This is a genomic window from Microcoleus sp. FACHB-1515, assembly GCF_014696105.1.
Lineage (GTDB): Bacteria > Cyanobacteriota > Cyanobacteriia > Elainellales > Elainellaceae > JAAUTJ01.
The window spans coordinates 131,212-156,748 of record NZ_JACJPO010000027.1 but is presented as its reverse complement, the minus strand read 5'-3'; the positions used below and the strand labels follow the sequence as shown (position 1 = coordinate 156,748).

Here is a 25,537-nt window from a genome sequence, read left to right as displayed (position 1 = left end):
ATTTGTGATTCTACGCTTTTCAAAGCAGAGATCAACGAAGTTCGATCGCCTGCGTATTAAAGCTTGACGATCGCCACAAATCAACAAAAAAATCGGCCTGTCAGAGGATTCGTTTGAAGAAGAATTACAATGTGTAACAGGACGACGCAGAAGATCTATGACAGACGTACCCGTTTCGCGCATTCGCAATTTCTCAATCATCGCTCACATCGATCACGGTAAATCGACGCTGGCCGATCGCCTGCTGCAAACCACCGGGACGGTGAACGATCGCGACATGAAAGAGCAGTTCCTCGACTCGATGGATCTCGAACGCGAACGCGGCATCACCATCAAGCTGCAAGCCGCCCGGATGAACTACACCGCTCGCGACGGTGAGAAATACGTCCTCAATTTGATCGACACGCCGGGGCACGTCGATTTCTCGTATGAGGTGTCGCGATCGCTCGCTGCCTGTGAAGGAGCGCTGCTCGTCGTCGATGCTTCACAAGGCGTGGAAGCGCAAACCCTGGCAAACGTGTATCTTGCTTTAGAACACAACCTCGAAATCATCCCGGTTCTCAATAAGATCGATTTGCCCGGAGCCGAACCCGATCGCGTCAAAGGCGAAATCGAAGAAATTGTCGGACTAGACTGTAGCGGCGCCATTCTTGCCTCGGCCAAAGAAGGCATCGGCATTGATGAAATTTTGGAATCGATCGTCTATCTGGTTCCGCCGCCACAAGACACAACGCAAGAACCGCTGCGCGCCTTGATTTTCGATAGCTACTACGATCCCTATCGCGGCGTGATCGTCTATTTCCGCGTCATGGATGGCACGGTGAAGAAGGGCGATCGCGTCCGTCTGATGGCTTCGGGCAAAGAATACGAAATTGACGAACTCGGCGTTCTCTCACCCAATCAAATTCAAGTCAACGAACTCCACGCAGGCGAAGTCGGCTATCTCGCAGCCGCAATCAAATCGGTTGAAGATGCTCGCGTCGGCGATACGATCACTCTCGCGAACGCTCGTGCCAAAGAACCGCTTCCGGGCTACACCGAAGCAAAACCAATGGTGTTCTGCGGATTGTTCCCGACCGATGCCGACCAGTTTGAAGATCTGCGCGAAGCTCTCGAAAAGCTGCGCCTCAACGATGCCGCCTTGCAGTACGAGCCAGAAACGTCGAGCGCAATGGGCTTTGGCTTCCGCTGCGGCTTCTTGGGACTGCTGCACATGGAGATCGTCCAAGAGCGGCTAGAGCGCGAATACGACCTTGATCTGATCACCACCGCACCTTCAGTTATCTATCGCGTCACCAAAATCGACGGCGAAGTGCTGGAAATCGACAACCCCAGCATGTTGCCTGACCCGCAATATCGCGAAAAGATCGAAGAACCTTACGTTCAAGTCGATATCATCACGCCCGAAGAATATGTCGGAACGCTAATGGAGCTAAGCCAAACGCGGCGCGGCCAGTTCAAAGACATGAAGTATCTCACCCAAGGCCGCACGACCTTGATGTATGAGATTCCCCTTGCCGAAGTGGTGACTGACTTCTTTGACCAGATGAAATCGCGATCGCGCGGCTACGCCAGCATGGAATATCACCTGATTGGCTATCGCGAAAATCCGCTCGTCAAGCTCGACGTGTTGATTAACGGCGATCCGGTCGATCCTTTGGCGACGATCGTGCATCGCGACAAAGCCTACTACGTCGGCAAAGCCCTCGTTGAAAAGCTGAAAGAACTCATTCCCCGCCATCAGTTCAAAATTCCACTTCAGGCGGCGATCGGTTCTCGCGTTGTTGCCAGCGAAAGCATTCCCGCTCTCCGCAAAGACGTTCTCGCCAAGTGCTACGGTGGCGACATCAGCCGCAAGAAAAAACTTTTGCAGAAGCAGGCGAAGGGAAAGAAACGCCTGAAGGCGATCGGCACGGTCGATGTTCCGCAAGAAGCATTCATGGCCGTTCTGAAGCTGTAGAAGCCGCTTTCGGTGGAAAAATCGCTGCCTAATTACGAGGCGATCGCTTGCTCGATCGCCTTGACTGTAATTAACTGTGTCGATTGAAATTGCTAACTATCAAGTCGTGTAAATCTTAGTGAATTGAGTGTGCTGCAATACGGTTTGGGTGTTACTTTATCAATAGGCGCAAGAGAAAAGATTCAACTCCAAACTTCCTCGGTCTAGAGCCTGCGCCTCCTGCTCTCAAGCCGAACACAACATTCGATTTCTGTTTTAATTACCCATTCAGGAGGTAGCGCGATCGCCTTTTATTTTGCTCTCTTTGATTAGGCGAAATTGTGATTGCCCACAGTATAGTCTCCTACAGAGATTTGCGGTTTAATCGAACTTGAATTGTTGTGCATTTGACGTTCACTTTAGTTGTGATTTTTTCGATCGTTCGATTCGCTACGTTTGTCCGATCAACCTGGTTCAATTTCACTTCATCGCTTTTTTGCATTGAACCAAACTCAATCACTCCTATCGAGGTCTAGCAAATCGCTAGACCTTTAGCATTTTTGGCAACCTTTGTGAGAAGCGATTGCCCTACAAATAGCCGTTTTCCATCAAAAACTCTGGTGTGATCGAATCGCGTGAAGCCGAGCCAGCCATGACTGTCTCAAGCTGAGCCGTTGCAATGCCGCCGTTTGACATTCGCAAAAACTTTTCGACATATTTGCCCAGCACATCCCCTTCCAGGTTGACCGAATCGCCCGCTTCGAGATATTGCAGATTTGTCTCGGCATAGGTGAGCGGAATCACGGCGACCGAGAACCAAGAGCCGATCGCATCACAGTCCGCCACTGTCAGGCTGACCCCGTTCACCGAAATGCTGCCTTTCGGGACGATGTAGCGCGAAACGCGGCCATCCGTGACCGTGAACGTCATCACCCAAGCGTTTTCCGTTTGAACGCTCGATTCGAGGTGGCCGATGCCATCGACGTGGCCTGTGACGAAATGTCCACCCAGCTTGCTGCCGACACGCAAAGAAGCTTCGAGGTTGACGTGGGTTTTGCCGCGTCCCAACGTGGAGCGATCGCGCGTTTCCGGCGAAACTGCTGCCAAAAAACCGCTGGGCATCAATTGCGTGACGGTGAGGCAAACGCCATCAACGGCAATGCTGTCGCCGATCGCCGCTTCCTTCAGCAGGGCTGCACCCGCCGCACCCGGACAGGAAATTTGAAGTTCTTCGGCACTCCAAGGTTTGAGCGTGCCGATCGCCTGAATCAATCCGGTAAACATGATGCGAACTCGCTAGACTAGTACACAGCTTGCCCTGTTTGTTAGTGTATCTTTTCGTCAAAGATTCCGACCCAGATTCAAGATGAGTCGATCAGTTCAGGGCATACTGGAGTTCAATACCCTCAAGCTGCTCACTGAGTTTGATCGCTCAGGCAGCAAGGCGAGGCAAACCGCTTCAAACCGCTAATTCAAGTTCACTTTTAGTAAAGCCTCTATGAATTGTGATGCTGGTGGGAGGAATTGATTTTTGCCAAATCTTTAACAGAACGATCGCTCGATCACTTTATGCCGCTCGTTCATCGGCTATCGTTCAAGACAGAAGCTCAATTTGAACAAACTGCCCAGTTGATGTACTGCTTTCCTTTCTCGCACATCGGATAGAGGCTAGATCAATGATTGAAATGAAGGTCGCTGGAATTGCGGTGGACGCCCAAACACGCAGCCCCATCGTCCTGCTGCGCGATGCCACCGATCGCCGCCAGTTGCCCATCTTCATCGGCCAAGACCAGGCCAAGTCGATTATGATGGTTCTGGAAAATCAAGCGCCGCAGCGCCCGCTGACGCACGATTTGCTCGTCAACATTTTGGAAGCGTGGGACATGACGCTGGAGCGCGTCGTGATTCACACGCTTGAAGACAACACCTATCACGCCAGCTTGATGCTGAAAAACGGCGAAGCTCGCAAAGAAATCGATTCGCGCCCCAGCGATGCGATCGCGCTTGCCCTCCGCACCCGCAGCCCGATCTGGGTACTTGAAGAAGTTGTGGCCGAAGCGTCAATTCCAGTCGATCGCGATGCCGACGAAGCCGAGCGTCAAGCCTTTCGCGATTTTCTATCAAACCTGCGGCCTGAAGATTTCACCGGGCGCAAACCGAAGCGGAACAGCGACTAGGGGTGTGTCTTAAACCCTTCTGGTCGCTTAATTTTCCGGTGGAGATCCCCCTAAATCCCCCTTAGTAAGGGGGATTTTGAGCGGTGGTTCGACTCCCTCCTTGCTAAGGAGGGTCGGGGAGGATCGATGGCTGTTAACACATTCTAGGGGTTGGGAAAGCAGCCGACACCCGGCACTCGATCCCCAACACTCAATCATGCGCTATCGTCGCTTCGGGCAAACGAATCTGTCACTCTCAATTTTTTCGCTGGGAACGATGCGCTATTTGGCCTCAGCGAAAAATGCCAAGCAAACGATCGATCGCGCCCTCGAATTGGGCATCAACCACATCGAAACGGCCAGCGGCTACGGCAACAGCGAGCAGTTGTTGGGAGAAGCGCTCCGCTCGCTCCGTCCGCCCTCCGTTTATCTGACCACTAAGCTGCTGCCGACACCGGATGCCGAACCGATGCGGCAAAACATCGATCGCTCGCTGGCTCGATTGGGCGTCCAGTCGATCGACTGTCTCGCCATTCACGGACTGAACACGTGGGAGCATCTGGACTGGGTGAACCGGGCGGATGGCTGTATGCAGGCAGTACGCGAGGCGATCGCGGCGGGAAAAATTCACCATGTCGGCTTTTCGACTCACGCACCGCTGGAATTGATTTTGGCGGCGATCGAAACGCGACAGTTTGCCTTTGTCAATTTGCACTACAACTATTTTTTTCAACGCAATCGGGCGGCGATCGATCGAGCGCATCAGCTTGATATGGGCGTCTTCATCATTTCGCCTGCGGACAAGGGCGGCCTGCTCTACACACCGCCGCCCACGCTTGAAAAGCTGTGTGAACCGTTTTCGCCGCTGGAATTGAACTACCGATTTTTGCTCAGCGATCGACGCATTACAACACTGAGCGTGGGAGCCGCCGAGCCGCAGGAACTTGACTGGCCGCTGAGCATGGCCGATCGAGACGGTGCTTTGACAGCAGGTGAACTGGAAGCGCTAAGCCAATTGGAGCGCCAGCAGGACAGCATGAGCGATCGCTGTCGTCAGTGTTTTGCCTGTCTGCCTTGCCCAGAGGGAATTCAGATTCCTGAAGTGTTGCGCTTGCGGAATTTGGCGCTCGCCTACGACATGACGGCCTACGGACAATATCGCTACGGCATGTTTGAGAATGCCGGACATTGGTTTCCGGGGCGTCGGGGCGATCGCTGTACGGACTGCGGTGACTGTCTGCCGCGCTGCCCCGAACAGCTAGACATTCCATTTTTGCTTAAAGATGCTCACGATCGCCTCAAGAGTTCGCCCCGCCGCCGCCTCTGGGAATAGACTGACAATTCAATCGCTCTAATCCTTTCGCAAAAATGATTCAATATCATCTAAATTCGGACAATACTCATCACTTGTATCAACTTCGATCGTCGGAAAAGATAAAAGTGGTGGATTATAGTTTTTAAGTGGTAATTCGATGCCCCTTTGAGCGGTGCAAACGTCCCAATCACCGTGAAATTTAAGCCTTTTTGGATCAGATAAGCCTCGTTGAATGAAGCGGGATCTCGCTAAATCAGGGTCAACGGTGCACACGATAATTTTGAGCAACATTTGAAGCCCTTCATCACCTGCAAACCAAAATCGATCAATTACTCCATCCACTAACTGCTCCGATGATTGCTTCGATTACGGGTTATCCCTTTTTTCTTGCTGCCCTATCTGCCCTCACCACTCTTTAAATTCGTATAATTCTGCTGAAGCTGTCATTCGCAGTTCTCAGCAGTCGGGCGATTGCAGCTTCACGTCGTGCGATCGCACATTGCCCCGAATGAATTAAACGCTTGCTTTCTCGGTTTCGTGATAAATCTGTCTGAGTTGTTTGCGAGCGCGAGTACAGCGTTGCCGCAGCGTGTCAACATTGGGCGCATTGCTGCCGCTCGCAGTCAGATGAGCTTGGATCGCTAACCAAGACATGCCTTCACAGTCTTTCAGTTGCAGCAGTTCAGCACTTTCAGGATTGTTGCGCTTCAAGATCAAAAAGGCATCCAGCATCACCTGAATGCGATCGTCCAGTAGTTCGCTGCTCACCTGCTGATCGGTGTGTATCCTTCCATACCGATCTTCTAAAATTTCCACCTCAGCTAATTGATACTTTCCGAGTTTCCGCTGCTGTTCGCGCACAATGTTGAAGCACACTCGCCGTAACCAAGCGTGAGGAGAACGAATGATTTCTCCTTTTTTTCGAGCAGCTTTGGCTCGCAGGTAAGCTTCATGCAAAACCTCAGATGCTTCAACCCGCGACGCAATATTAAACTGGCGCAGCCACGCTTGAATAGACGAAAGAAATGAATAGGACAGCGGGCTATCAGCGGACAAAAGTGTTTCTATGAGCGAATCAAACTCATCGTCGATCGAATGCTGCGAGGGGTTGTGCATAAATGGAAAAAAGTTGATTTACAACCTAGTGACCCCAAACCAGAGAATGTGACAGTCACGAAACACTCAACTTGCGATCGCGCCAAACCACATTGAAAGTAGCCCTCACCTGGATTAATTGAATTTCCGCTTCCCTTTACCAAAACTTTACGTTTGACCTGTCACACTTGCGCCAGTGCTTAACACTATACATATAGTGATTTATTTCAGCTTCGCGAGGAGTGATGCAGTTCAATGGAAAATCAACGAGCAGAAGAGGCAATGAAGACTGAACTAAGCCTACAGGAACTAATGAAATACAAGCCCATTGTCCGCGAATATTGCACTTTGTCCATTCAGTCAAAGCTGACCGAAACCGAAGCCAATCGCCTGGGTGCAATTTTGCAGCAGGCCGAGCAAGAACCTATGCTCAATCTGCTGCTGGATGAAGCCGATCATCTGGTTGCCCACGAGCTTGATTTGATCGATCCTGTTTTTATTCAGGAACAGCAGCATAAATTGAAGGTTGCTCTACAGCTAGAGCGATTTAAAAAGGCAAACCTCAGCCAAACAGAAACAGTCGAAATTCAAACGGTTTTGCAAAAAGAAGGACTGTATACGGGTGCGATCGATGGCGTCTGCGGCCCCCGCACCCAAGAAGCGATCAAACAGTTGCGATCGCTCCCTACCAATCGCTGGATTCGCAACTTTATCAGCGCGGAAATTTGGTCAACTTGCTGAAGACAGGAGGCAGAGGGTAAGAGGTCTGGGGAACAGGTACCTCCAACCCCGTAAAGTCGCGAATCACCTCTCTTCGCCCATACCCCCTCTGCCTCCTGTCTTCGATCGCAACAATCGGGTGGCTCTTCCTCGCCGTTTCCGTCTACAGTAAGCGAGCATTTCTATTCAACTTGCTATGAACGCTCGCAGTGAGGCAAATCTGAATCCGGAAGACTATCAGCGCATGGCGCAGGCGATCGCTTTTTTGCAGCAGCATCAGATCAGCCAGCCGGATTTGGCAACGATCGCGCAGCAGGTGAACCTGAGCGAATTTTACTTTCAGCGTTTGTTTACGCGCTGGGCAGGCATCAGCCCCAAGCGATTTTTGCAAAATTTGACGATCGAGCAGGCCAAGCGCAAAATTGCCCAGTCAAATTTGCTGGATCTGTCGATCGATCTGGGTTTGTCGAGTCCCGGACGGCTGCATGATCTGTTCGTGAATTTGGAGGCGATGTCTCCGGGCGAATTCAAGTCGGGCGGGGCAGGGCTGCAAATTCGCTATGGCCTGCACGATTCGCCGTTTGGTCGATCGCTGATCGCAACGACGGCGCGAGGCATTTGCAACCTGCATTTTCTCGATGCCGATCGATCCGCAGAAACGCTGCTGCGGCAGGACTGGCCGAATGCTGAAATTCACTTTGATCCGACGGTGACGGAAGCGATCGCCGCTCAAATCTTTCAGCCTGCCGGACTGCAACCGCCGCTGACGCTCCACGTCAAAGGCACAAATTTTCAAATTCAAGTGTGGCGAGCGCTTTTGGATGTGCGCTTTGGCGATCTCACCACCTACCAGTCTTTAGCGGGAAGGCTGAACCGTCCAACAGCGGCAAGAGCAATCGGCAATGCAGTGGGCGACAATCCGATCGCCTACCTGATTCCCTGCCATCGCGTCATCCGTGCTTCTGGCGAACTCGGCGGCTACCGCTGGGGACTCGATCGCAAACGCATGATGCTGGGCTGGGAAGCGGGGCGATCGAGTGGCGAGCTTGGACGTGATTGCTCAGCCGAACCGTGTCAGCAGACAGACAGTGAGCAACTGACGCTTGAGGGCTTAACGCCAGTTTAAGTGCGGTCAAGATGCGCTCGCGCCTACGCCATGCTGAAGCGGGAATCGGCCTTGAGCGACTGCGGCTCAAACTCCTGCACCCACTTGACAAAGGTGGAACTGCTGATTTCGGGCAGATTGCGATCGAGCAGCAACGCCGTGTAGCAAGCTCGCTGCTTGACGACGATCGCGCAGTGGTCGTTGCCGTGAATGCGAGCATAGCGAAAGCCTTCAAGCTGAAGTGACGACAGCAAAAGTGACTGGAGGCCAAGCGACTGAAAGACCGTTTGCACCCAGCCGCTATCGCGGCTTTCTTGGGTGGCGAAATAAGCTTTGGGCAGGCCGCTCAGATCAAAAATGGCCGCTCCAAAAATGGCGTTCGCGTAAGCCGGAGGAATATTGGTCATGGGAGAAGCCTTGCTGAATGGCTTTGCGATCGAATCAATTTGTCAGAGACGCCTTAGTTTGGAAGATGACAGGCGTCGTTCGCAATGGTGAAACTGCTCGACACCACCAAGGAATGCTTCATTTTTACACCGAATCTATGCCCTGAGAAGGTTGCTACACTACAAAAATTTTTTCATTTAATAAAGTTGATGCTGCAAAGCGATCGCGCTTCTGTTGAATGGTCGGCAGCAGAATGTTGGCTTCGTTGACCGCACGGCTCAAGGAGCAGGACAGCGCGGATAAATGCCGCCTTGCACACAGATGTATTCGACTTGTTCGCGGCTGAGATTGCGGACACGAGTGAAATCTACGCCTTTGAGCGCGGCAGTGACTTCATATTGCGGATCGGTCTGGATGAACTGGTTCGATCGCACGGGCGGCGCAGGCACAAAAATCGCGTCTTGAAAATCGGCTCCGTCCAAATTGGCTCCGCTGAAGTTGACGCCGTTCAAATCGGCTCCGGTCAGATTGGCGTTTTGCAAATTGGCGTTTGTGAAGTTGGCGTTTTGCAAATTCGCCGCGCTTAAGTCGGCATTGTCGAGATTGGCCTCGGTGAAATTGCTGCGCGACAAATCGGCTTCGCGCCAATCGGACTGCCGCAAATTCGCGCGGGTAAAATTCGTGGCGATCGCCTGCGCCTGAGAGATCATGCCTGCTTGCAAATTCACCTGCGAGAAGTTTGCATTTCCCAAATTGGCTCCGGTGAAGCTCGCCCGCTCCAGAACGGCCTGCTGCAAGTTGCCACCGACCAGACTGGCGTTGCTGAAGTTGCCCGCGATCGATCGCGCATGGCTCAAATCTGCTTTATTCAGCGTGGCATTTGTGAAGTTGGTGCGATCGAGCCGCACCCGACTTAGAATTGCTCCGGTTAAATCGGTCTGCTTGAGTTCCGCGCCGCTCAGATCAGCGATCGCATCGTCAAATGTGCCCCAGCGATCGTCTTTGCCTCGGCCATAAAAGCGAGTGCCACGCAAACTGACGCCCGCCAATCTTGCGCTGCGAAAATTCAAACTCGACAAATCCGTTTGATCGAGAACCAGACGAAATGCAGGCTGGTTGGTTTGGCCTAAATCGATGCGGCTTAGGTCGAGGCGCGGCAGTTGACCGCTGTAGATCGTGAGGATTTTGGCGATCGCCTGCTGCGTCGTTCGCAAGCGCAACGCGGCTAGTCTTGCCTGCGACGTGCCCTGTGCAGAAGCAAATTCCGATCGCATCGCCTGATTGAGTTTTCGCAGAGCGGGCAGCGTCTCGGTTCCCAAACTCACCAAGGCTTGCTCGATCGCGTCGAGCATTGTGGAACTAGTTTCTTGAGCGAGCAAATCGCTGAGCAAGGCAGGCGATCGCGGATCGTCGATCGAGGCCAACGTCAACACTGCCGCTTGCCGTTCAGACAAGCGATCGCTCGTGGCAAGCTGATTGACGATCGCCAGAAACATCTGGTCGCGCTGCTGACGAATTTCGCGATCGTTGGCTTGTCCTTGGATATAGAGCAGCGTGCCGACGAACGTGCCTAAAACCAGTCCAACCGTAGCGATCGAACCGCCCACGAGCACAGTTCCCGGATGATGACGCATCCACAGCCACAGCCCTTGCTGGCGCGGCAGCGGTTCGGGCGGCAAGACGATCGCCGTAATCGCGCCATCCACCCAATCGTCTGCTGTTTCCGTCACAACGGCTTGTAAGGGCGGTTCGACAGGCTGCCAGATCGGGGAAAACGCATCGATCGCATAGGTGCCGCCGATCCGGTCGTGTCCTGTGCGGCGGTCGCGATCGAACAATGCGATCGCCGCTTCTCCCACAAGCAGCAGCGCACTTAAGCTGGCGAGAATGCCCAAACCGGGAAACGCCCCGCTGTAGCGCCAGATTAGATAAGCTGTGCCAACGGGCAATCCCCAGCGTCCTACGCCTTCGCGCAGCAGCACTTTTGCCAGTCCGGGCGGTGTGCCCGTTGCCGTTGTCACCTGAATGCCAAACCAGCGTTTTGGTAAGGTGCTGCCCGTTTTTGCCAGCAGATAAAGTTGCGATCCGGCCAGCACGATCGGCAGCACGATCGCACCCGACCACAGCAAATTCGTGAGCGGCGCAACCTGCTGATTCTCATCGCCAATCGGAATCGCCAGCGTTTCAGCAATGGCTTCCTCTGTCGCGCTCAAAACCGGATTGAGCGGTGCGAGTTCTCCGGTGTGGTGCGTTTTGGCAACCAGTCCTAACTCCAGCGGCACGATCGCACTCGCGGCGACAATCGTGATCTCGATCGCCCAAGCGCCAACTCTGCGTAGGCTGAGCGGCAGCGTGACGAGGCGATGCGATCGAACCATTTGAACGCTCCTCGTTCGAGCGGTTCCACTTCTAAAAGTTGGACTCGCCATAAAAAAATGCCTCTGGATGCAACAAACAACAAGCCGTCATGCCAATTTGAGTTTGCGAGGAGATGCAAAGCTGCGATCGATGCAACTGTTTCAATGGGCGATCGATCATTGCCGTGTCGATGTGAAAGCGTTAACAAAGCGAATCGCGTTCGCTACGATCGAAATCAAGGGGTGTGGCAAAGCAAGCTAACCTCAAACTCAAGAAAAATGCTACAAAAGCTGTGCGTATAGTGTAGCTGCCATTGACCAAACTGCGATAACTTTTTTGACAATTTCATCGCAGTTGAAATATTGCCTTTCGAAGACAGTTCAATTGTTAAAAAACCGTTGTATTTCTTGCCGCTATTGCTAATGAATGAAATTTCCTCCTACCGCGATCGCTATTTGACGCTGATCGATGAAATTGTGCAGACCACGCTTAAAGGACAAATTCGATCGAAAGCGCAGGTCTATCAACTGCTGCTCGCGCAAGTCGAAACTGGAACCGGAGAAATTTTTGAGCGTGCGCTCGAATCGCGTCTCAGTGAAACTCAAGCCCAAGCGCAAATTGCCGACGAACTCAAGCAGGCGAAAGCTCAGCGCCGACTGCGAGCCTTGCAAACGATTCAGGGCGAATGGCAGCGCTGGCAAACAGAAACTCAAGCCAGCCAAATCGTCAGCACGATCGCAACGGGAATTCAATCGAGCAACGATGCGATCGCCGCCATTGTCCGTGCGCTCGATCCGAATCAGCCACAGGCGATCGAACTGCCGCAGCTTCAGCAGCTTGCTAAAACGTTAAGTTCCAATCCGGATTCTTCAGACATCGCGATCGGTTTGCAGCACGGCATCGTCGCCTGGCAACGACTCGAAGATCATTTAATTAGCTGGATGTATGACTCGCGATCGATCGGCTTTGCAGGCAGCACCGAGCAGCCGAATCCCTGGCGAACCTGGGCAAAACAGGTGGATCGACCCATTTTGCGATCGCTGTTTGAAGCGCTTGCTCGCAACGAATCACCGAGCGAATGGGCAAGCCACAATCCGATCGATGCTGGCAGCTTTGTCGAACTGCTCGTTACGATGCAGCGGTTGCAGCAAGGCTTGGTGCGCTGGTTTGACAAGCAGCTTTACGACGCGAAATCAAGTGCAAAATTGTCGATCGCCACGTATCTTGCTTTTGCCGTGATTTGGTCGCAGCTTGCCAGCGGCTCCAGTCGAATTGCAGATGATTGCTTTCAGGTGACGCTGCAAATTCTGCGACAGTTTGCCCAGCGCGACTACTTCCCGCTGTATGGCGGCGTGTTCGCTTCATTTTCTGGTGAATCGCTCAGGGATGCGCTCAGCTATCTTGATGAACCGCTCAGACGAGCAGAAGGAACGCAGGAAAAAGCCAGAATCCTCACGCTCCTGGGCTATTCAGCGCGAATTCAAGGCCGCCTGCGCGAAGCGGATGCGTTTCATCAGCAGGCGATCGATCTGGCGCGTGAGGCAGGCGATCGCGTCTGCGAAGTTGCGAACTTCAACCACCTCAGCCGCGCTGCCGTTGCCCAAACCGACTACGAAAGCGCCATTCGCTACGGACAGCGAGCCGTCGTCCTCAGTCGGCAGGCAGGCGATCGGATCGGAGAAGCCAACGCCCTCGCCAATTTAGGCTACAGCGAAGTGTTGCAGGCGCAGCAAAGCGAATATCCCGACCCGGATCGCTACGAAAGCGCGATCGGCTATCTAGAGCAGGGCTTGAAGCTGGCCGAACGCCAAGCCGATCGCGCCAGTCAAGCCTTGTGCCACAGCAGCTTGGGAATTGCGTATGTGGTTTTGGAGCGATCGGAGTTGGCGATCGAGCAGCTTGGGCGCGGCTTGCAGGCGGCACAGTTTACGGGCGATCTGTATCTGCAAGGCTTGAATCTTGCTTATTTGGGCGAAGCTTATTGGCAGCAGAAGAATTCGCAGCAAAGCATTCTCACCGCCAGTTTGGGAATGTATTTATTAGAACAAAGCGGCTCGAATCGCTGGCGGCAGTCTGCCGGACTGCTAACAGTTTGGCAGGGGCAACTGGGTGAAGAAAACTTTATGAAAATGCTGGAGCAAAATCGCACCGCGATCGTCTCGGTAATTGGTGTCGATGGTTACGACCATCTGCCCGAACTGATCCGGCAATATCAGCAGTAACCCCACTTGCGGAACTGTCACAGATTCGGACACGCCCCAAAGTCCGCTCGCTACGATCGAACTGTAACAAAACTTGTTATCAACCAATGGCAACTCTCCGACCGTTAAACTGGTTCGCGCTTCCGACTGCAATTGCTCTTGCACTCGGTTTGTCTGGAACGGCGATCGCCAATCCGATTCAAACGCCGCTGAGCACCAACGTTGTCGTCAACGGCAGCGCCAGCGGCGGCCAGTCTGGTGATTGTGGCTATGTTTCCAGTACGCCCACGCAGGTCGTTCGAGTCACCGAAGATTTCACCTCGCTTCGGTTCAGTGTGCAGGGCAGCGGTCAGCCAACGCTGATGGTGACAGGCTCCAATGGCAGAACGCAATGCGTCATGGCCGATCGCTTCTCGCAAGGCGCGGTCGAGATTCCGGGCGTTTGGGAGCGTGGGACTTACTCTATTTTTGTGGGCGATCGATCGCAGGGCAATCATCCGTTTACGCTGTCGATTTCGCAAGGAAATTAAGCGTGCTAAGCTGCGAATGCTGAGCACAGGTGAATCCCAATGCAAGACGCGATCGCCGAATTAGAAGAACGGTTGCGACAAGCCATGCTCGCCAGCGACGTTGCCGCTCTGGATGAACTGATCGCAGACGATCTCGTCTTCACCCTGCCAACAGGGGCACTCGCCAACAAGCAAATGGATTTGGACGCGCACCGCTCTGGCAGCGAAAAACTAACGGCTGTGAAGTTTCTAGAGCGGCAGGTGCAGATTTATGACAAGGTGGCGATCGTCACGGTGAAAACTGAACTGGCCGGAACCTACGAAGGCGAAAATTTAACCGGAACCTATCGCTACACTCGCGTTTGGGCACAGCCGCAAGGCCGCTGGCAAATTGTCGCAGGCCACGTGAGTCGAGTTTTGTAAAGCTGTAGGCCAAGTCGGGCTGAGTAAAGCGATCGCTACGGTTCCCGACCTGAAGGCGGCGGAGGCTGATCAGGTGGCAGCAGCAGCGGCAGGCTCAAACTACCCAGCAGGATGACGACGATCGTAATCATCCAAATCACCCAGCGAGTGGGCCGATAGTTGCCGCGCTCAATTTGCCAGTAGGCGCGGTTGTATTGCCAGGCGGCCAGTCCGATCGTGGCAATGCCCAACCCAATCAAGCTCATGCCTAAAAGCTCCGATCGCGGCAGCGTCGTCATTGCCTGAGGCTGCATTTGCCGCAGAAACAAGCCAAATCGGGCGATCGCAAAACCAAACGCAATCAGCGAAATTGAAGTCCGCAGCCAGGCCAAGTAGGTGCGCTCGTTGGCTTGATGTTCGCGCTGTCGATCGAGTCTTGTCATGATGCTTCCTCCTGTGAGGAGGATACCAAGCTGAGGCGATCGCTGTACGGTACGATCGACATTCAGTATTTTGCCGTCGGCTCCATGAGTGCTTCTGCCGCTCGTCCCTACACGATTTTGTCGATCGCGGCTGCGGTTGCCACGATCGCGCTAAAATTTGCTGCCTACCATCTCACTGACTCGGTTGGCTTGCTTTCCGACGCTTTGGAATCGGGCGTGAATTTAGCGGCTGCGCTGGTGGCATTTTGGGCGCTCTCACTCGCTGCCAAGCCGCCCGATGCCGAACATCAATACGGCCACTCGAAAGCGGAATATTTTTCCAGTGGGCTAGAGAGCGCGTTGATTGTCGTGGCGGCGATCAGCATTGCGGTTGCCGCGATCGATCGCCTCCTGCATCCCGAAGCGATCGAGCAAATCGGCCTCGGCTTACTGCTTTCACTTCTGGCAACTGCAATTAATGGCGGTGTTGCCTGGATTTTGCTGCGGGCGGGTCGCAGGCTGCGATCGATCACGCTCCGCGCCGATGCTCACCATTTGCTGACGGATGTGTGGACTTCGATCGGCGTAATCATCGGAATTCTGCTGGTGAAGTGGACAGGCTGGCTGATTCTCGATCCGCTGATTGCGATCGCAGTGGCGATCAATATTGTGTGGGCGGGCTATCGGCTGATGATCGAAACCGGGTCGGGCTTGATGGATGAAGCCTTGGCGATCGACGAACAAACGCTGATTCTCGACATTCTGACTCGGTATGCGGATCAGGGCATCGAGTTTCATGCGATGCGATCGCGCCAGTCCGGATCGCGGCGCTTCGTGTCGTTTCACGTGCTTGTCCCCGGAAACTGGACGGTTCAGCGTGGTCACAATTTACTTGAAGAAATCGAATTGGCGATCGTTCAAGCGCTGCCGCACACGCACGTCACAACGCATCTAGAGCCGATCGAAGACCCGATTTCATGGGACGATCAGCAGCTAGATCGATCGCTACGAGAATAAGATGAATCTATGGAAACACTGACTTCTGTTGAAATTATTGAATATCGAGCGGAACTGGCAGGTGATGAAGACGCGCTGCGAGCGTTAGACATGATCGAAGACTGCGAAGGCAACCTTGAAGATGCGGCGATCGCGCTTGCCTTGCGCGTCGGCCAGGAACCCGATGAGTCGGAACGCTGGCTGGAAGGTTTGGCGAAACGCTGGCGGACGGTGATTTGCCGCGAAGAATTTCGGCAAGCGATCGCGGGAGACTCGATCGAGCCTGCGCTGCAAATTCTGCGAACAGAAACCTCGATGCCGCGAGGGTTGGCGTTGCCCGTCGCGCTGTTTGTGCTCAAAACGGGCATTGAAGATTTTTGTAAACCGCTGGAAGAAAAATTGTCGTGAAGCGATCGCGAAGCGCTCCCGTTACGGTATCGATCGCCCTTCTCCCCGTTCTCACGCTGGCGATCGCTGCTCCTGCTCAGGCTGGCATTTGTCCCGCCCAGCTTGCCGATGGAATCGCCACTGAGCAAGCAAAATTCGATCGATCGCGCTGGGGCATTTCGATTCAAACCTTCGACGGTGAATCGCTTTATGCTCAGGAGAGCGATCGATTTTTCATTCCCGCCTCGAATGTCAAGCTGCTCACAACTGCCGCCGCCCTGACGCAGCTTGGCGCAGACTACCGCATTCGCACCTCGGTTTATCAGTCAGAGGATTTGCTGCGAGTAGTTGGACGAGGCGATCCGAGCGTTGGGGACGATCAGCTTTTGCAGCTTGCCACCCAACTTCGCGATCGCGGCATCCGGCGAATCGACAGCATGATTTTGGACGAAAGCACTTTCGCAGCCGAGCCGATCAATCCAAGTTGGGAAGCTGGCGATCTGCCCTATGGCTATGCTGCTCCAGTGTCGAGTTTCATTGTGAACGAGAATGCCGTGACGCTGCGGCTGATTCCACAGGCGATCGGTGATCCGTTGCGCCTAGAATGGAACAACGAGTTTGGCGCTGTATTGTTCAACCTGATTGAAAATCAATCGTTCACGGTGGCCGCAACTGAACCGGAATTTATTCAGGTCGATCGCCAACGCATTCGCGGACAGCTACAGGTTGATTCGCCTGCTGATGAAACATCGCTTTCTGTCCCTGAACCCTCGCTGTATTTTCTCGATCGCTGGCAAATCGCCTTGAGAAGTGTCGGTATTTCGCTTCCCGAAGGCGTTGGCCTCGCGGATCGATGGCTTTCGCCACCCGATAACGAAATTGAAATTGCCGCGATCGACTCTCCGCCCCTCTCCCAACTTTTGATCCCCACCAATCAAGAAAGCAACAATCTCTACGCCGAGTCGCTGCTGCGACAGGTAGGAATCGCCGCTCAGCCGGAAACCGATTCGCCGTTGCAAGCGGGAATTGCCGCGATCGAATCCACACTTTCCCAAATTGGTGTTGACCCGGAAGGCTTCGACTTAGCAGACGGGTCGGGCTTGTCGCGCCACAATTTGGTGACACCGGAGGCGATCGTGCAAACGCTGCAAGCCATGTCGGATTCCACTGTTTATCGCAATTCGCTTGCCGTTGCCGGAGAAAGTGGAACGCTGGTCAATCGCTTTCAGGGCACGATCGCGCAAGGTCGGCTGCAAGGCAAGACCGGAGCAATCAGCGGCGTGGCAGCGCTTTCTGGTTATCTCAATCCGCCCAATTACGAGCCGATCGCCTTCAGCATTTTGGTGAATCACTTTGATGTGCCTGTGCGCGAAGTGCGTCCCTCTGTTGATGCGATCGTGCTGCAACTGGCACAGCTAGAAGCCTGTGACGATTGATGTGCAAAGTTCTGTCGGGGTGAAGAGGGCGATCGATCGGTTTGCGCTTAGGCTAGCGATCGCACGGCAGACGCAGTAAGGTGTGGAAGACGCGATCGATTAGCCATGATGTTAGTTGGGACGACGCTGCAAAACGGAAAATACACCCTGGATCAGCTTTTGGGCGAAGGTGGCTTTGGTGTGACCTACAAAGCCATGCACCAGTATCTCAATCAGCCCGTCGTGATCAAAACGATTAACGAGGCCAGCCAGCGCAGCCCGCAATATGCCGACATCGAGCGCTGGTTTCGCGATGAAGCCCGCCGCCTCGCCTTGTGTGTGCATCCCAACATCGTGCGCGTCAGCGATTTCTTCACCGAAGGCAATTTGCCCTATCTGGTGATGGACTACATTCCCGGTGAAACCCTGGAGGCGATCGTCCTGCCCGATAAGCCACTGCCGGAAGCGATCGCCATTCACTACATTCGGCAAATCGGTTCTGCCCTGCAAGTCGTTCATCAAAACGGTCTGCTCCATCGCGACGTGAAGCCGCAAAACGTCATGCGCCGCAATGGAACTGATGAAGTGGTTTTGATCGACTTTGGCATCGCTCGCGAATTCACGTCGGGCGTGACGCAGGCACACACCAGCCTCGTGTCAGTGGGATATGCGCCGATCGAGCAGTACGTTTCCCAGGAAAAACGCACACCCGCCACCGACGTTTACGGCTTAGCGGCCACGCTCTACACGCTGCTGACGGCTCAAGTTCCCGTCGCCTCGATTCTCCGCAGTCGTCAACCGATGCCCGCCCCTCGCGATCTGCGCCCGGAACTGAGTGCGGCAACGAATCAAGCCGTGATGCGCGGTATGGCTGTTGAGGCCAAATATCGCCCGCAGTCGATCGCTGAATGGCTGCTGCTGCTGCCAGATGGCGCAACGGCTCCTGACTTTCAAACGCTGCCGCCTGCTCAGATAACGGCTCCTCCAGCGACGGCGGCAACCGTTGCCGTCGCGCCCCGCGCCCCCAAGCAGCCTGCTCCCTCGCGTCATCAGCCCGAAGCAACCACGCCCGTCGCCGCTCCGCCGCGCAAAGTGGCAACCATTCCGCCTGCGACCGCTGCAACGCCTTGGCGAACGCTGGGAATTTTGGGACTGGTGGCGATCGCTGGAATTGCTGCTGCCGCGATCGCCGCTGTGATGTTGCGATCGCCCGATCCGCAACTCACGCCCGAAGAAACCGCACCGACCGAAACGCCGACTGTTGACTCGTCACCCAGCCCCGAAGCGACCGAAACTCCCGACGCAACGCCCACGCCCGAAGCGACTGAGACACCCAGTCCCGAGGCAACCCCCGAAGCAACCCCTGAGCCAGAACCTAGCCCGCCACCCGTTCAAGAATCGCCGTCTCCGGTTGAACCTGAGCCGCCCGAACCCGAAGCTCCCAAGCCGGAAAGTCCAGTCAATAAGCCTATCCCCGGATTTCCCACAGGCACACCGGAAAGCGAAGTGGAGTCGTCGCTGGGAGAACCGAGTCGCACAGGTGGCGGACTGTGGCCGAACACGCGATCGGCACTTTACGACCTTGTACCCGGACAGGTGACGCTGGCCTACCTGTACGATCGCACCACAAATCGCGTCCGCCAAACCGAAGCTTCATTCGCGCAGTCGGTCGATCGAAACATTATGCGCGTCACGCTCAACGGCATGATGGGCGGCAGACTCAGTACCGACATTGAGCAGGGACTCGATCGAGTGCGCGATCGCCAGGCGAACCGATTTGGCTTTGCCAGCAGAGGCATCGAAGGCACGATCGAGCGTAACAATCGCGATCGCATCTACATGGCCGTGTGGGATGAAGATTTGCACTAGCCGATTGGACTCACGTAAAAGCTTGATCGCTCTACACCATGCCGCAACCAATTCTCTATACTGCCGTGACCAATCATGGCTTTGGACATGCAACTCGGACTGCCTCGATCGTGGCCGAAGTGCAGCGGCTCGATCCAGATATTCTCGTGATGATGGCAACGACGGCTCCGCGCTGGCTGCTAGAATCCTACATTTCTGGCGATTTCATTCATCGACCCCGCGCTTTTGATGTCGGCATTCTACAAACCGACAGCATCACAATGGATAAAGCCGCCACGCTCGACAAGCTCAAGCACATTCGATCGCAGGCGCGATCGATCGTCGCTTCCGAAGCTACTTTCCTGCGGCAAAATCGCGTCGGACTCGTCTTGGCAGATATTCCACCGCTGGCTGCTCCGATCGCTCACGCTGCCGATTTGCCCTGCTGGATGGTGAGTAATTTCGGCTGGGACTATATCTATCGCGCTTGGGGCGGTGAGTTTGTGGAGATCGCTGACTGGATTGCCGAATGCTTTGGGCAGTGCGATCGCTTATTCCGGTTGCCGTTCCACGAGTCGATGAGCGCTTTTCCGCAGATTACCGATGTTGGTTTGACCGGAGGTTCGCCCCGCTTTCCGCTGGATGAAGTGCGATCGCGCTTTGGTCTGAATCGTCCGATCGAACAAACCGCACTGCTGACGTTTGGCGGCTTGGGACTTGCTGCAATTCCCTATCACAATCTGGCGAACTTCCCCGACTGGCAGTTTATGACGTTCGATCGATCGGCTCCGGATCTGCCTCACCTCGTCAAGATTACCGATTCCCGCTATCGGCCTGTGGACTTGATGCCGCTGTGCGATCGCGTCGTCTCTAAACCGGGATTCAGCACGTTTGCCGAGGCTTGCCGCCAAAAAACCGGAATTGTGTCGATCACGCGATCGGATTTTGCCGAGGCTGCGCTGCTGATCGACGGCATTCGCACTTATGCTCGGCATCGCATCGTTGAACCTGCGGAATTTTTTGAGGGCAACTGGAGCTTTTTGCCAGAAGCGCTACTGCCGCCCCAGTCCAACTTGCCGATCGCGACTGACGGCAATCGCACCATTGCCGCAGCGATCGTGAACTATTTGCACGCTTAAGCGAACTGTTAAGCAATCGATGGTCGAATCCGCCAAGCGCCAACAGTTTAGTAGCAGGTAATGTCTGTGCCGATTTCGCAGTTGCGATCGCGCGTCAAGGCGAAGAACTCGACGGGCAAACTGCCCAAGCGGATGACATCGCCATCTTGCAGCGGTTGCCGCTCCATTGCGCTCAGCCTGCGCTTGTTGACCCAAGTTCCGTTTCTGCTGCCGACATCGGTGATGTAGAAGCTTTCGGACGAGTAGCCAATTACCGCATGGCGGCGCGAAAGTTGTGGATTGGCAATGGCGATCGCGCAGTTTGGACTCCGACCAATCAGCCAGTGCGAAGCGGCCTCGGTCATCTGCATGTCGCGCACGCCACTCAGATTTGAGGCAAGAAACGAAATGCGGCCTGTTGTGACCGCTTGGATATAAAAAGAACTCGTTTGGCAGCGCTGTTTGGCTCGCAAAACAGGTTCAACGAGCGTTGTCACTTCTTCTGGATCAAGATCGTAGTCCGCAAGAAAGTTGGACAACCGCGATTGCTCTAGAAGGCTGAGCGGATTGTCAGAAATTCTAGAGGAATTGGAATGAGGCATATCAACTGGCATCTGTACAAATCAAGATGGGTTCGATAGAAGTAAGGAACATCAGGCGCGACTTGCCTGGCTCAGTCAGCGAAGATGCAACCCTCGACGTTGCTCGCCTCGATCGCCATAGTCCATCTATCGGCGGATTGAAGCTGAGAGGTTAGTTGCTTGAAGCAACTCGCATTTGCGGTAGTTGAGTCGGGCGATCGAGCGCCAAACCAAGTGACGCCAAATCAATGCACCAAGAAAGCAACGACAAGATGCAATCGGTATCAAGAATGCTGAACGTTCTGTTCGCGTCACTGGAAGGTCATTGAACTTATCTTGATTCCCAAGATTAAATCGGAAGAACGAGCCGTTCGCAAAGTAGCAAATGGGCAAGTTCACCTGAGCTTTACGGAAAACAACAAAAACATAACTTTCGCTAAAGATTGTAATGCAGCGGCTGACACAACCCATTTTTGAGTTCAGAAGCGGCGATCGTCTCCAAATTTGTGATTCTTCTCCTCCTTGAGATAGAGAAGCTGCGTCAGCCTGCGCCGATTTCAGAGAAAATTAAAGATAGGTTTCGTTCTATTCTTTTTGTCATTTGTTGCCTGCCATGAAGTCTTATCTTGCCGCTGCCGTTCAAATGAACAGCATTCCTGACCTTCACAAAAATCTTGCCCAAGCGGAAGATTTAATTGATTTGGCGGTGCGACGAGGTGCAGAACTGGTGTGCCTGCCGGAAAACTTTTCCTTTTTGGGCGACGAGGACAGCAAAATTGCTCAGGCCGAAGCGATCGCCCAAGAGAGCGAAAAATTTCTCAAAACAATGGCGCAGCGTCATCAGGTAACGCTGCTGGGCGGCGGGTTTCCCGTTCCTGCCCGCGATGGCAAAGTTCACAATACGGCCTTGCTGGTTGGCAAAAGCGGCGAAGAACTCGCTCGCTACGAAAAAGTGCATCTGTTTGACGTGAATTTGCCCGACGGCAATATGTATCGCGAGTCCAGCAGCGTTGTGGCCGGACTGCAACTGCCGCCTGTCCATCCCTCAAAAGAACTGGGACATCTGGGGCTGTCAGTTTGCTATGACGTGCGCTTTCCCGAACTCTATCGGCATTTGGCGCAGATGGGAGCCGAAGTGCTGTTTGTTCCCGCTGCATTCACCGCCTACACAGGCAAAGACCACTGGCAAGTGCTGTTGCAGGCACGGGCGATCGAAAACACCTGCTATGTGATCGCGCCTGCCCAAACCGGACGCCACAACTCAATGCGGCAGTCACACGGCCACGCCGTTATTATCGATCCTTGGGGCGTGATTTTGGCCGATGCAGGAGAGCAGCCGGGAGTGGCGATCGCCGCGATCGAACCCGGACGCTTAGAACAGGTGCGGCGGCAAATGCCTTCGCTTCAGCATCGCGTGTTTTGAGCAGGGCAGAAGGCAAGGAGCGGCTTTCGAGCCTTGCCTTCTGCCCTCAAGTCGGAACGTTCTTATAGCCTGCACCATTGCTGCGGTGGCCGTTGTTGCGGCTCAGATCAACGGCCAAGTTGAATTCGGCCATCAGCGTTTCGACTTGAGCACTGACGATGCGATCGGGATCGGCCTTCAGGCGCGGCAGCAGGTCGATGAGCGATCGCGGCGAAGCTACTTTTAGATAGGTCAAAACCGATTCGCGCACAAATCCGGTCGGGTGGCGCAGTCCGGCCAAGGTTTGCTCGGTGGTCAAACTCCAGCGATAGCGGCGGGCGAGATGGAAGCAGCAGGCCAATGTCCAATCGGAAAGGAAGTAGCGCAGTTCAAGCAGATGCCGGAGGCGCTGACTGGGCGACATGGCCTGATAGCCGATCGCCTCGCTGATGCTTTGCAGCTTGTCGCGATCCGAGCGGCGATCGAGCAGCACCAGGAGCGTGCGCTTGCTGGCGATGTCGATCGTGTTGTCGAGAATTTCCAAGCCTCGCGCCATGAAGTCGGGCGAGTTGGACTCTAAGTTGAAGGCGGCAGCTTGAATCGCGCTGTTGGGATGGTAGAGCAGTCGCATCAGCAGGAAAAGGCGTTCGATCGAGTCGGTTTGCTGATCGCGCAAAGCCCTGACAAGCAAAGCAACTTCGCGATTGCCGTCTTCAATGTCGAAATCAACGATCGCGGCATACAGTTGACCGACAAACAAAATTTCTTGCTGAATCAGCGACTCAACTCCGTTGCGACCGAGGATATCAGAAACCGCATCGATTCCAGTTTCCTGCGGCAGCTTAACCAGGATGCGAAGAATGTTGCGGCGTGTTGATCCCCATGCGGTCATTAATTGGGAAACTAGGGCGTTGAGCGCTTCGACGCTGCCAATCTGCCCCATTGCCGTCAGCGCATAGGTACGCACCAGCTCAGGCTGATACGGATCTTCAGCCAGTTTGACCAGCAGCGGGATCGCATCATTATCGAGCCGCACCAAGGCGTGTAGCGCTGCGTCTCGCGTGGATTTGTACTGCAAGCCGCGCAGCAGGGAGGGATAGTATTCCTCGGAATGAGTAGCGGCGATCGCTTCCAGCATCGCGCAGCGCACCCGCAGCGAAGAATCTTGCAGCAATGGTTTGATGTAGAGCCGCAACGCCTGCAAGTATTGCGCTTCACCCAACGCCCGACAGCCCATCACCCGTTCGCGTTCGCGATCGTGCGTCAGCATTCGCCGCAGGGTGTCAGTGGCGATCGCTTTTTGCTGAGCATCGCCGCGCCGAAGCAGCAAAGAAGCCGCCGTTCCGCGCACAGCCGGATCAACAGTGGGCTGAAGGTATCCTTGCAGCGGCGTGAGATCCGGATCGGCATCCGTCAGCCAAACGTAGCGGAGGGCAAGGGCGAAAACTTCGGGGGTGAGCGGTTGGGAAAGCAGTGCCCGGACGCGATCGAGATAGATCGAATTGGGGTGCTTCAGCATTTCTTCGAGTGCCTGTCGCTGCAAGGTGGGCGTCAGGTTGGGCAGCATCGGCGCAAGCACATCTCCGACCGCTTTGGCATCCAAAAAGCTCAACAGTTCAATGCTCGATGCTTTGTCAGCTTCGGCTCCCGGTCGCTCCAGCGTATCGAGGACGGCACGACGCAGCGATCGCGGATCCACATCGGCCAAGCTTAGATCGCCCCGTTCGGCACTCAGAACGAGCAATCCAGTGTAGCGCGATCGCAGCATCAGCACGGTTCCCAGCCAGATCGCCGCAAACAACCCGATATAGCCGACGAAGACAAAGCTTTGAATGCGGTGCAGTTGCGCTTGCGTGCCAGCAGGCAAGAGATACTGACACAGCCAAATTGTCGCCAGCATTCCCAGTCCGGTCAATCCGGTTGAAAGCGGTTCGGCAATGCCGCGCACGATCGACTGAACGCGACTGCGCTGATCGTCGGGCACAGGCTGGAACAGAACCGGGCCAGTGCTTGCCAGCAGCGTGTAGCGCAATAGCTCATCAAGAAACTTGAGCAGAATCAGTCCCAGAAATAGATCGATGAGGCGAGTGAGGCTGAGGAAGCTGACGGCGACAATTAGAGCAGGCGGAATCGTGGCAACGATGAAGACGCCTAAGCGCTCGATCGCCCGACTCGAAATAAACCACTGCGTCAGCAGTTCAAACAGTCCCAAAATGCTGCTAAAAAGCGCCAGAAAGTCGGCAATGTCTTCGACGCGAACATTCAAGCTAGCTTCAAGCTGGCTGAGATACTGAAAGTCAATTAGCAGCCAGAGCACCTGCACCATGACAAAAAACGCCACCAGCAAAATCACGTAGCGCTGAAGCGGACCACGCAGCCGACGAGCCGCAGACTCCGGTGGATCTTCGAGCAGGCGGCGGCGCGAATCGGGGAAAAACTGCTGGTAGGTCTGGCTGATGTAGGCCAAAATGCCTGCGCCCACCAAAAGCATGAGGCTGGCGAGCAAGATGATATTTTCCAAACCGATGATCGATCGCAAAATTGGCAGGGAAACGCCGCTCAGCACGTCCGCCACCAAAATACCGCTGCTAATAATCGGATAGGTGCGCTTAATTTCGCGAATGTTAAAAAGCTGATTGGCGGTGATCGAGGTGTTGAGTTCGTTGAGCACGTAGACCGCTTCGAGCCACAGCCGCATTAGAAAAACGCTATAGCCACCAAGCAGAGCCGGACTAATTTCTAGCCGAAACAGCAGCAGCGGCAACGCCATCAGTACGGCAGTCAAAACGAGGACGCGGCGTAAGGGCAGCAGCTTTTGCAGCAAAGAATAGAAAAAGCCTAAACCTGTTCCGATCCCTGCGCTGGCAATGTAGATCCAGGGCAGCGATTCTGCACCGTATTCGCCTAAAAACAATGCTGCCGCGCTAATTTCGAGCCACAAAACGCCGATCGAAGTTGCAGTGTAAAAAGCAAACAGCAAAATCGTTCGCTCGACTTCTTCGGGTCGAATGTTGACCACTTGAAGAATTTTGCGGCTCCATAAATTTTTTTGAAGGGCTACTATCCAACCGTCACTCATGCTGGCTCCTGCTGCCGCCATTCGCGAATTGCCTACAATCTAACCATGCTTTTGTGTCGATCGCGGCGAACTTTTCGGCGAAATTAATGGCAGGTTTATGAA

The 25,537-nt window shown here is 54.4% G+C and carries 22 protein-coding genes; 14 read left to right on the top strand and 8 right to left on the bottom strand.

All coding sequences use genetic code 11. The annotated features are described in order from the left end of the window. Window positions 1–157 precede the first annotated feature (157 nt). Window positions 158–1,960 carry a translation elongation factor 4 gene (gene lepA, locus H6F67_RS09730; RefSeq protein ID WP_190765752.1) on the top strand — a complete coding sequence of 601 codons (1,803 nt, stop codon included), beginning with the start codon at window positions 158–160 and terminating at the stop codon, window positions 1,958–1,960. A gap of 567 nt (window positions 1,961–2,527) precedes the next feature. Here the strand turns inward: lepA and H6F67_RS09725 are convergent. Further along, the gene (locus H6F67_RS09725) at window positions 2,528–3,223 is read right to left on the bottom strand and encodes a riboflavin synthase (RefSeq protein ID WP_190765750.1); all 696 of its coding nucleotides are present in this window, start codon (window positions 3,221–3,223) and stop codon (window positions 2,528–2,530) included. Window positions 3,224–3,615: 392 nt separating this feature from the next. Between H6F67_RS09725 and H6F67_RS09720 the strand changes: the two genes are divergently transcribed. Both H6F67_RS09720 and H6F67_RS09715 read left to right on the top strand, forming a co-directional pair. Beyond that, window positions 3,616–4,116 (top strand): bifunctional nuclease family protein, encoded by a 501-nt coding sequence (locus tag H6F67_RS09720; protein ID WP_190765748.1) that lies wholly within the window; start codon window positions 3,616–3,618, stop codon window positions 4,114–4,116. Window positions 4,117–4,312: 196 nt separating this feature from the next. Beyond that, window positions 4,313–5,428, top strand: coding sequence for an aldo/keto reductase (locus H6F67_RS09715; RefSeq protein WP_190765747.1), 1,116 nt, complete (start codon window positions 4,313–4,315; stop codon window positions 5,426–5,428). A gap of 18 nt (window positions 5,429–5,446) precedes the next feature. On the opposite strand, the gene H6F67_RS09710 is transcribed toward H6F67_RS09715, so the two are convergent. Together H6F67_RS09710 and H6F67_RS09705 are read right to left on the bottom strand one after the other, a co-directional pair. Further along, on the bottom strand, window positions 5,447–5,752 hold the full coding sequence (locus H6F67_RS09710; protein WP_190765745.1) for a hypothetical protein: 306 nt from the start codon (window positions 5,750–5,752) through the stop codon (window positions 5,447–5,449). A 171-nt stretch (window positions 5,753–5,923) separates the two neighbouring features. Beyond that, complete coding sequence (locus tag H6F67_RS09705; RefSeq protein ID WP_190765743.1) at window positions 5,924–6,526, bottom strand: RNA polymerase sigma factor; 603 nt, start codon at window positions 6,524–6,526, stop codon at window positions 5,924–5,926. A 291-nt stretch (window positions 6,527–6,817) separates the two neighbouring features. Here H6F67_RS09705 and H6F67_RS09700 point away from each other — a divergent pair, with 291 nt between their 5' ends. Together H6F67_RS09700 and H6F67_RS09695 are read left to right on the top strand one after the other, a co-directional pair. Further along, window positions 6,818–7,246 (top strand): peptidoglycan-binding protein, encoded by a 429-nt coding sequence (locus H6F67_RS09700; RefSeq protein ID WP_190765741.1) that lies wholly within the window; start codon window positions 6,818–6,820, stop codon window positions 7,244–7,246. Between the two features lie 175 nt (window positions 7,247–7,421). Beyond that, complete coding sequence (locus tag H6F67_RS09695) at window positions 7,422–8,351, top strand: methylated-DNA--[protein]-cysteine S-methyltransferase (RefSeq protein WP_190765739.1); 930 nt, start codon at window positions 7,422–7,424, stop codon at window positions 8,349–8,351. Between the two features lie 23 nt (window positions 8,352–8,374). Here H6F67_RS09695 and H6F67_RS09690 read toward each other — a convergent pair whose 3' ends face one another. After that, entirely contained in the window at window positions 8,375–8,737 is a 363-nt protein-coding gene (locus H6F67_RS09690; protein WP_190765737.1) for a hypothetical protein, read from the bottom strand. Between the two features lie 258 nt (window positions 8,738–8,995). Continuing rightward, window positions 8,996–11,095, bottom strand: coding sequence for a pentapeptide repeat-containing protein (locus tag H6F67_RS09685; protein ID WP_242020575.1), 2,100 nt, complete (start codon window positions 11,093–11,095; stop codon window positions 8,996–8,998). A 402-nt stretch (window positions 11,096–11,497) separates the two neighbouring features. Here H6F67_RS09685 and H6F67_RS09680 point away from each other — a divergent pair, with 402 nt between their 5' ends. From H6F67_RS09680 to H6F67_RS09670, 3 genes are all read left to right on the top strand, one after another. Further along, window positions 11,498–13,297, top strand: coding sequence for a tetratricopeptide repeat protein (locus tag H6F67_RS09680; protein ID WP_190765733.1), 1,800 nt, complete (start codon window positions 11,498–11,500; stop codon window positions 13,295–13,297). A gap of 86 nt (window positions 13,298–13,383) precedes the next feature. Continuing rightward, a complete protein-coding gene (locus tag H6F67_RS09675) occupies window positions 13,384–13,806 on the top strand; it encodes a hypothetical protein (protein WP_190765731.1) in 423 nt (140 codons plus the stop codon). A 39-nt stretch (window positions 13,807–13,845) separates the two neighbouring features. Further along, window positions 13,846–14,208 (top strand): nuclear transport factor 2 family protein, encoded by a 363-nt coding sequence (locus H6F67_RS09670; protein ID WP_190765729.1) that lies wholly within the window; start codon window positions 13,846–13,848, stop codon window positions 14,206–14,208. Window positions 14,209–14,243: 35 nt separating this feature from the next. Here the strand turns inward: H6F67_RS09670 and H6F67_RS09665 are convergent, their stop codons facing one another. Next, complete coding sequence (locus H6F67_RS09665; RefSeq protein ID WP_190765727.1) at window positions 14,244–14,630, bottom strand: YidH family protein; 387 nt, start codon at window positions 14,628–14,630, stop codon at window positions 14,244–14,246. Here H6F67_RS09665 and H6F67_RS09660 point away from each other — a divergent pair. From H6F67_RS09660 to H6F67_RS09640, 5 genes are all read left to right on the top strand, one after another. Further along, window positions 14,601–15,626, top strand: coding sequence for a cation diffusion facilitator family transporter (locus H6F67_RS09660; protein WP_242020574.1), 1,026 nt, complete (start codon window positions 14,601–14,603; stop codon window positions 15,624–15,626). The two genes, H6F67_RS09665 and H6F67_RS09660, sit on opposite strands and share 30 nt — an antisense overlap. Window positions 15,627–15,635: 9 nt before the next feature. Further along, entirely contained in the window at window positions 15,636–16,013 is a 378-nt protein-coding gene (locus H6F67_RS09655) for a hypothetical protein (RefSeq protein ID WP_190765725.1), read from the top strand. Beyond that, window positions 16,010–17,428: a D-alanyl-D-alanine carboxypeptidase/D-alanyl-D-alanine-endopeptidase gene (gene dacB / locus H6F67_RS09650; protein ID WP_190765723.1), complete on the top strand. Its 1,419-nt coding sequence runs from the start codon at window positions 16,010–16,012 to the stop codon at window positions 17,426–17,428. Before H6F67_RS09655 ends, dacB begins: the two co-directional genes overlap by 4 nt. A gap of 105 nt (window positions 17,429–17,533) precedes the next feature. Next, window positions 17,534–19,276, top strand: a complete 1,743-nt coding sequence (locus H6F67_RS09645; protein WP_199304329.1) for a serine/threonine-protein kinase — start codon at window positions 17,534–17,536, stop codon at window positions 19,274–19,276. 38 nt (window positions 19,277–19,314) lie between these two features. Then, entirely contained in the window at window positions 19,315–20,394 is a 1,080-nt protein-coding gene (locus tag H6F67_RS09640; protein ID WP_190765721.1) for a glycosyl transferase, read from the top strand. A 47-nt stretch (window positions 20,395–20,441) separates the two neighbouring features. Here H6F67_RS09640 and H6F67_RS09635 read toward each other — a convergent pair whose 3' ends face one another. Next, a complete protein-coding gene (locus tag H6F67_RS09635) occupies window positions 20,442–20,975 on the bottom strand; it encodes an FHA domain-containing protein (protein WP_190765719.1) in 534 nt (177 codons plus the stop codon). Between the two features lie 592 nt (window positions 20,976–21,567). Between H6F67_RS09635 and H6F67_RS09630 the strand changes: the two genes are divergently transcribed. Further along, the gene (locus H6F67_RS09630) at window positions 21,568–22,377 is read left to right on the top strand and encodes a carbon-nitrogen hydrolase family protein (RefSeq protein WP_190765717.1); all 810 of its coding nucleotides are present in this window, start codon (window positions 21,568–21,570) and stop codon (window positions 22,375–22,377) included. A gap of 46 nt (window positions 22,378–22,423) precedes the next feature. On the opposite strand, the gene H6F67_RS09625 is transcribed toward H6F67_RS09630, so the two are convergent. Then, window positions 22,424–25,435, bottom strand: coding sequence for a HEAT repeat domain-containing protein (locus H6F67_RS09625; RefSeq protein ID WP_190765847.1), 3,012 nt, complete (start codon window positions 25,433–25,435; stop codon window positions 22,424–22,426). Window positions 25,436–25,537 lie beyond the last annotated feature (102 nt).

Coding starts and splice junctions, on each gene's coding strand:
- lepA (WP_190765752.1), top strand. CDS start 158: ATGACAGACGTACCCGTTTCGCGCATTCGCAATTTCTCAATCATCGCT.
- H6F67_RS09660 (WP_242020574.1), top strand. CDS start 14,601: ATGTTCGCGCTGTCGATCGAGTCTTGTCATGATGCTTCCTCCTGTGAG.
- H6F67_RS09655 (WP_190765725.1), top strand. CDS start 15,636: ATGGAAACACTGACTTCTGTTGAAATTATTGAATATCGAGCGGAACTG.
- H6F67_RS09635 (WP_190765719.1), bottom strand. CDS start 20,975: ATGCCTCATTCCAATTCCTCTAGAATTTCTGACAATCCGCTCAGCCTT.
- H6F67_RS09680 (WP_190765733.1), top strand. CDS start 11,498: ATGAATGAAATTTCCTCCTACCGCGATCGCTATTTGACGCTGATCGAT.
- H6F67_RS09630 (WP_190765717.1), top strand. CDS start 21,568: ATGAAGTCTTATCTTGCCGCTGCCGTTCAAATGAACAGCATTCCTGAC.
- H6F67_RS09720 (WP_190765748.1), top strand. CDS start 3,616: ATGATTGAAATGAAGGTCGCTGGAATTGCGGTGGACGCCCAAACACGC.
- H6F67_RS09715 (WP_190765747.1), top strand. CDS start 4,313: ATGCGCTATCGTCGCTTCGGGCAAACGAATCTGTCACTCTCAATTTTT.
- H6F67_RS09665 (WP_190765727.1), bottom strand. CDS start 14,630: ATGACAAGACTCGATCGACAGCGCGAACATCAAGCCAACGAGCGCACC.
- H6F67_RS09725 (WP_190765750.1), bottom strand. CDS start 3,223: ATGTTTACCGGATTGATTCAGGCGATCGGCACGCTCAAACCTTGGAGT.
- H6F67_RS09695 (WP_190765739.1), top strand. CDS start 7,422: ATGAACGCTCGCAGTGAGGCAAATCTGAATCCGGAAGACTATCAGCGC.
- H6F67_RS09640 (WP_190765721.1), top strand. CDS start 19,315: ATGCCGCAACCAATTCTCTATACTGCCGTGACCAATCATGGCTTTGGA.
- H6F67_RS09705 (WP_190765743.1), bottom strand. CDS start 6,526: ATGCACAACCCCTCGCAGCATTCGATCGACGATGAGTTTGATTCGCTC.
- H6F67_RS09685 (WP_242020575.1), bottom strand. CDS start 11,095: ATGGTTCGATCGCATCGCCTCGTCACGCTGCCGCTCAGCCTACGCAGA.
- H6F67_RS09645 (WP_199304329.1), top strand. CDS start 17,534: ATGATGTTAGTTGGGACGACGCTGCAAAACGGAAAATACACCCTGGAT.
- H6F67_RS09670 (WP_190765729.1), top strand. CDS start 13,846: ATGCAAGACGCGATCGCCGAATTAGAAGAACGGTTGCGACAAGCCATG.
- H6F67_RS09690 (WP_190765737.1), bottom strand. CDS start 8,737: ATGACCAATATTCCTCCGGCTTACGCGAACGCCATTTTTGGAGCGGCC.
- H6F67_RS09675 (WP_190765731.1), top strand. CDS start 13,384: ATGGCAACTCTCCGACCGTTAAACTGGTTCGCGCTTCCGACTGCAATT.
- H6F67_RS09625 (WP_190765847.1), bottom strand. CDS start 25,435: ATGAGTGACGGTTGGATAGTAGCCCTTCAAAAAAATTTATGGAGCCGC.
- H6F67_RS09700 (WP_190765741.1), top strand. CDS start 6,818: ATGAAATACAAGCCCATTGTCCGCGAATATTGCACTTTGTCCATTCAG.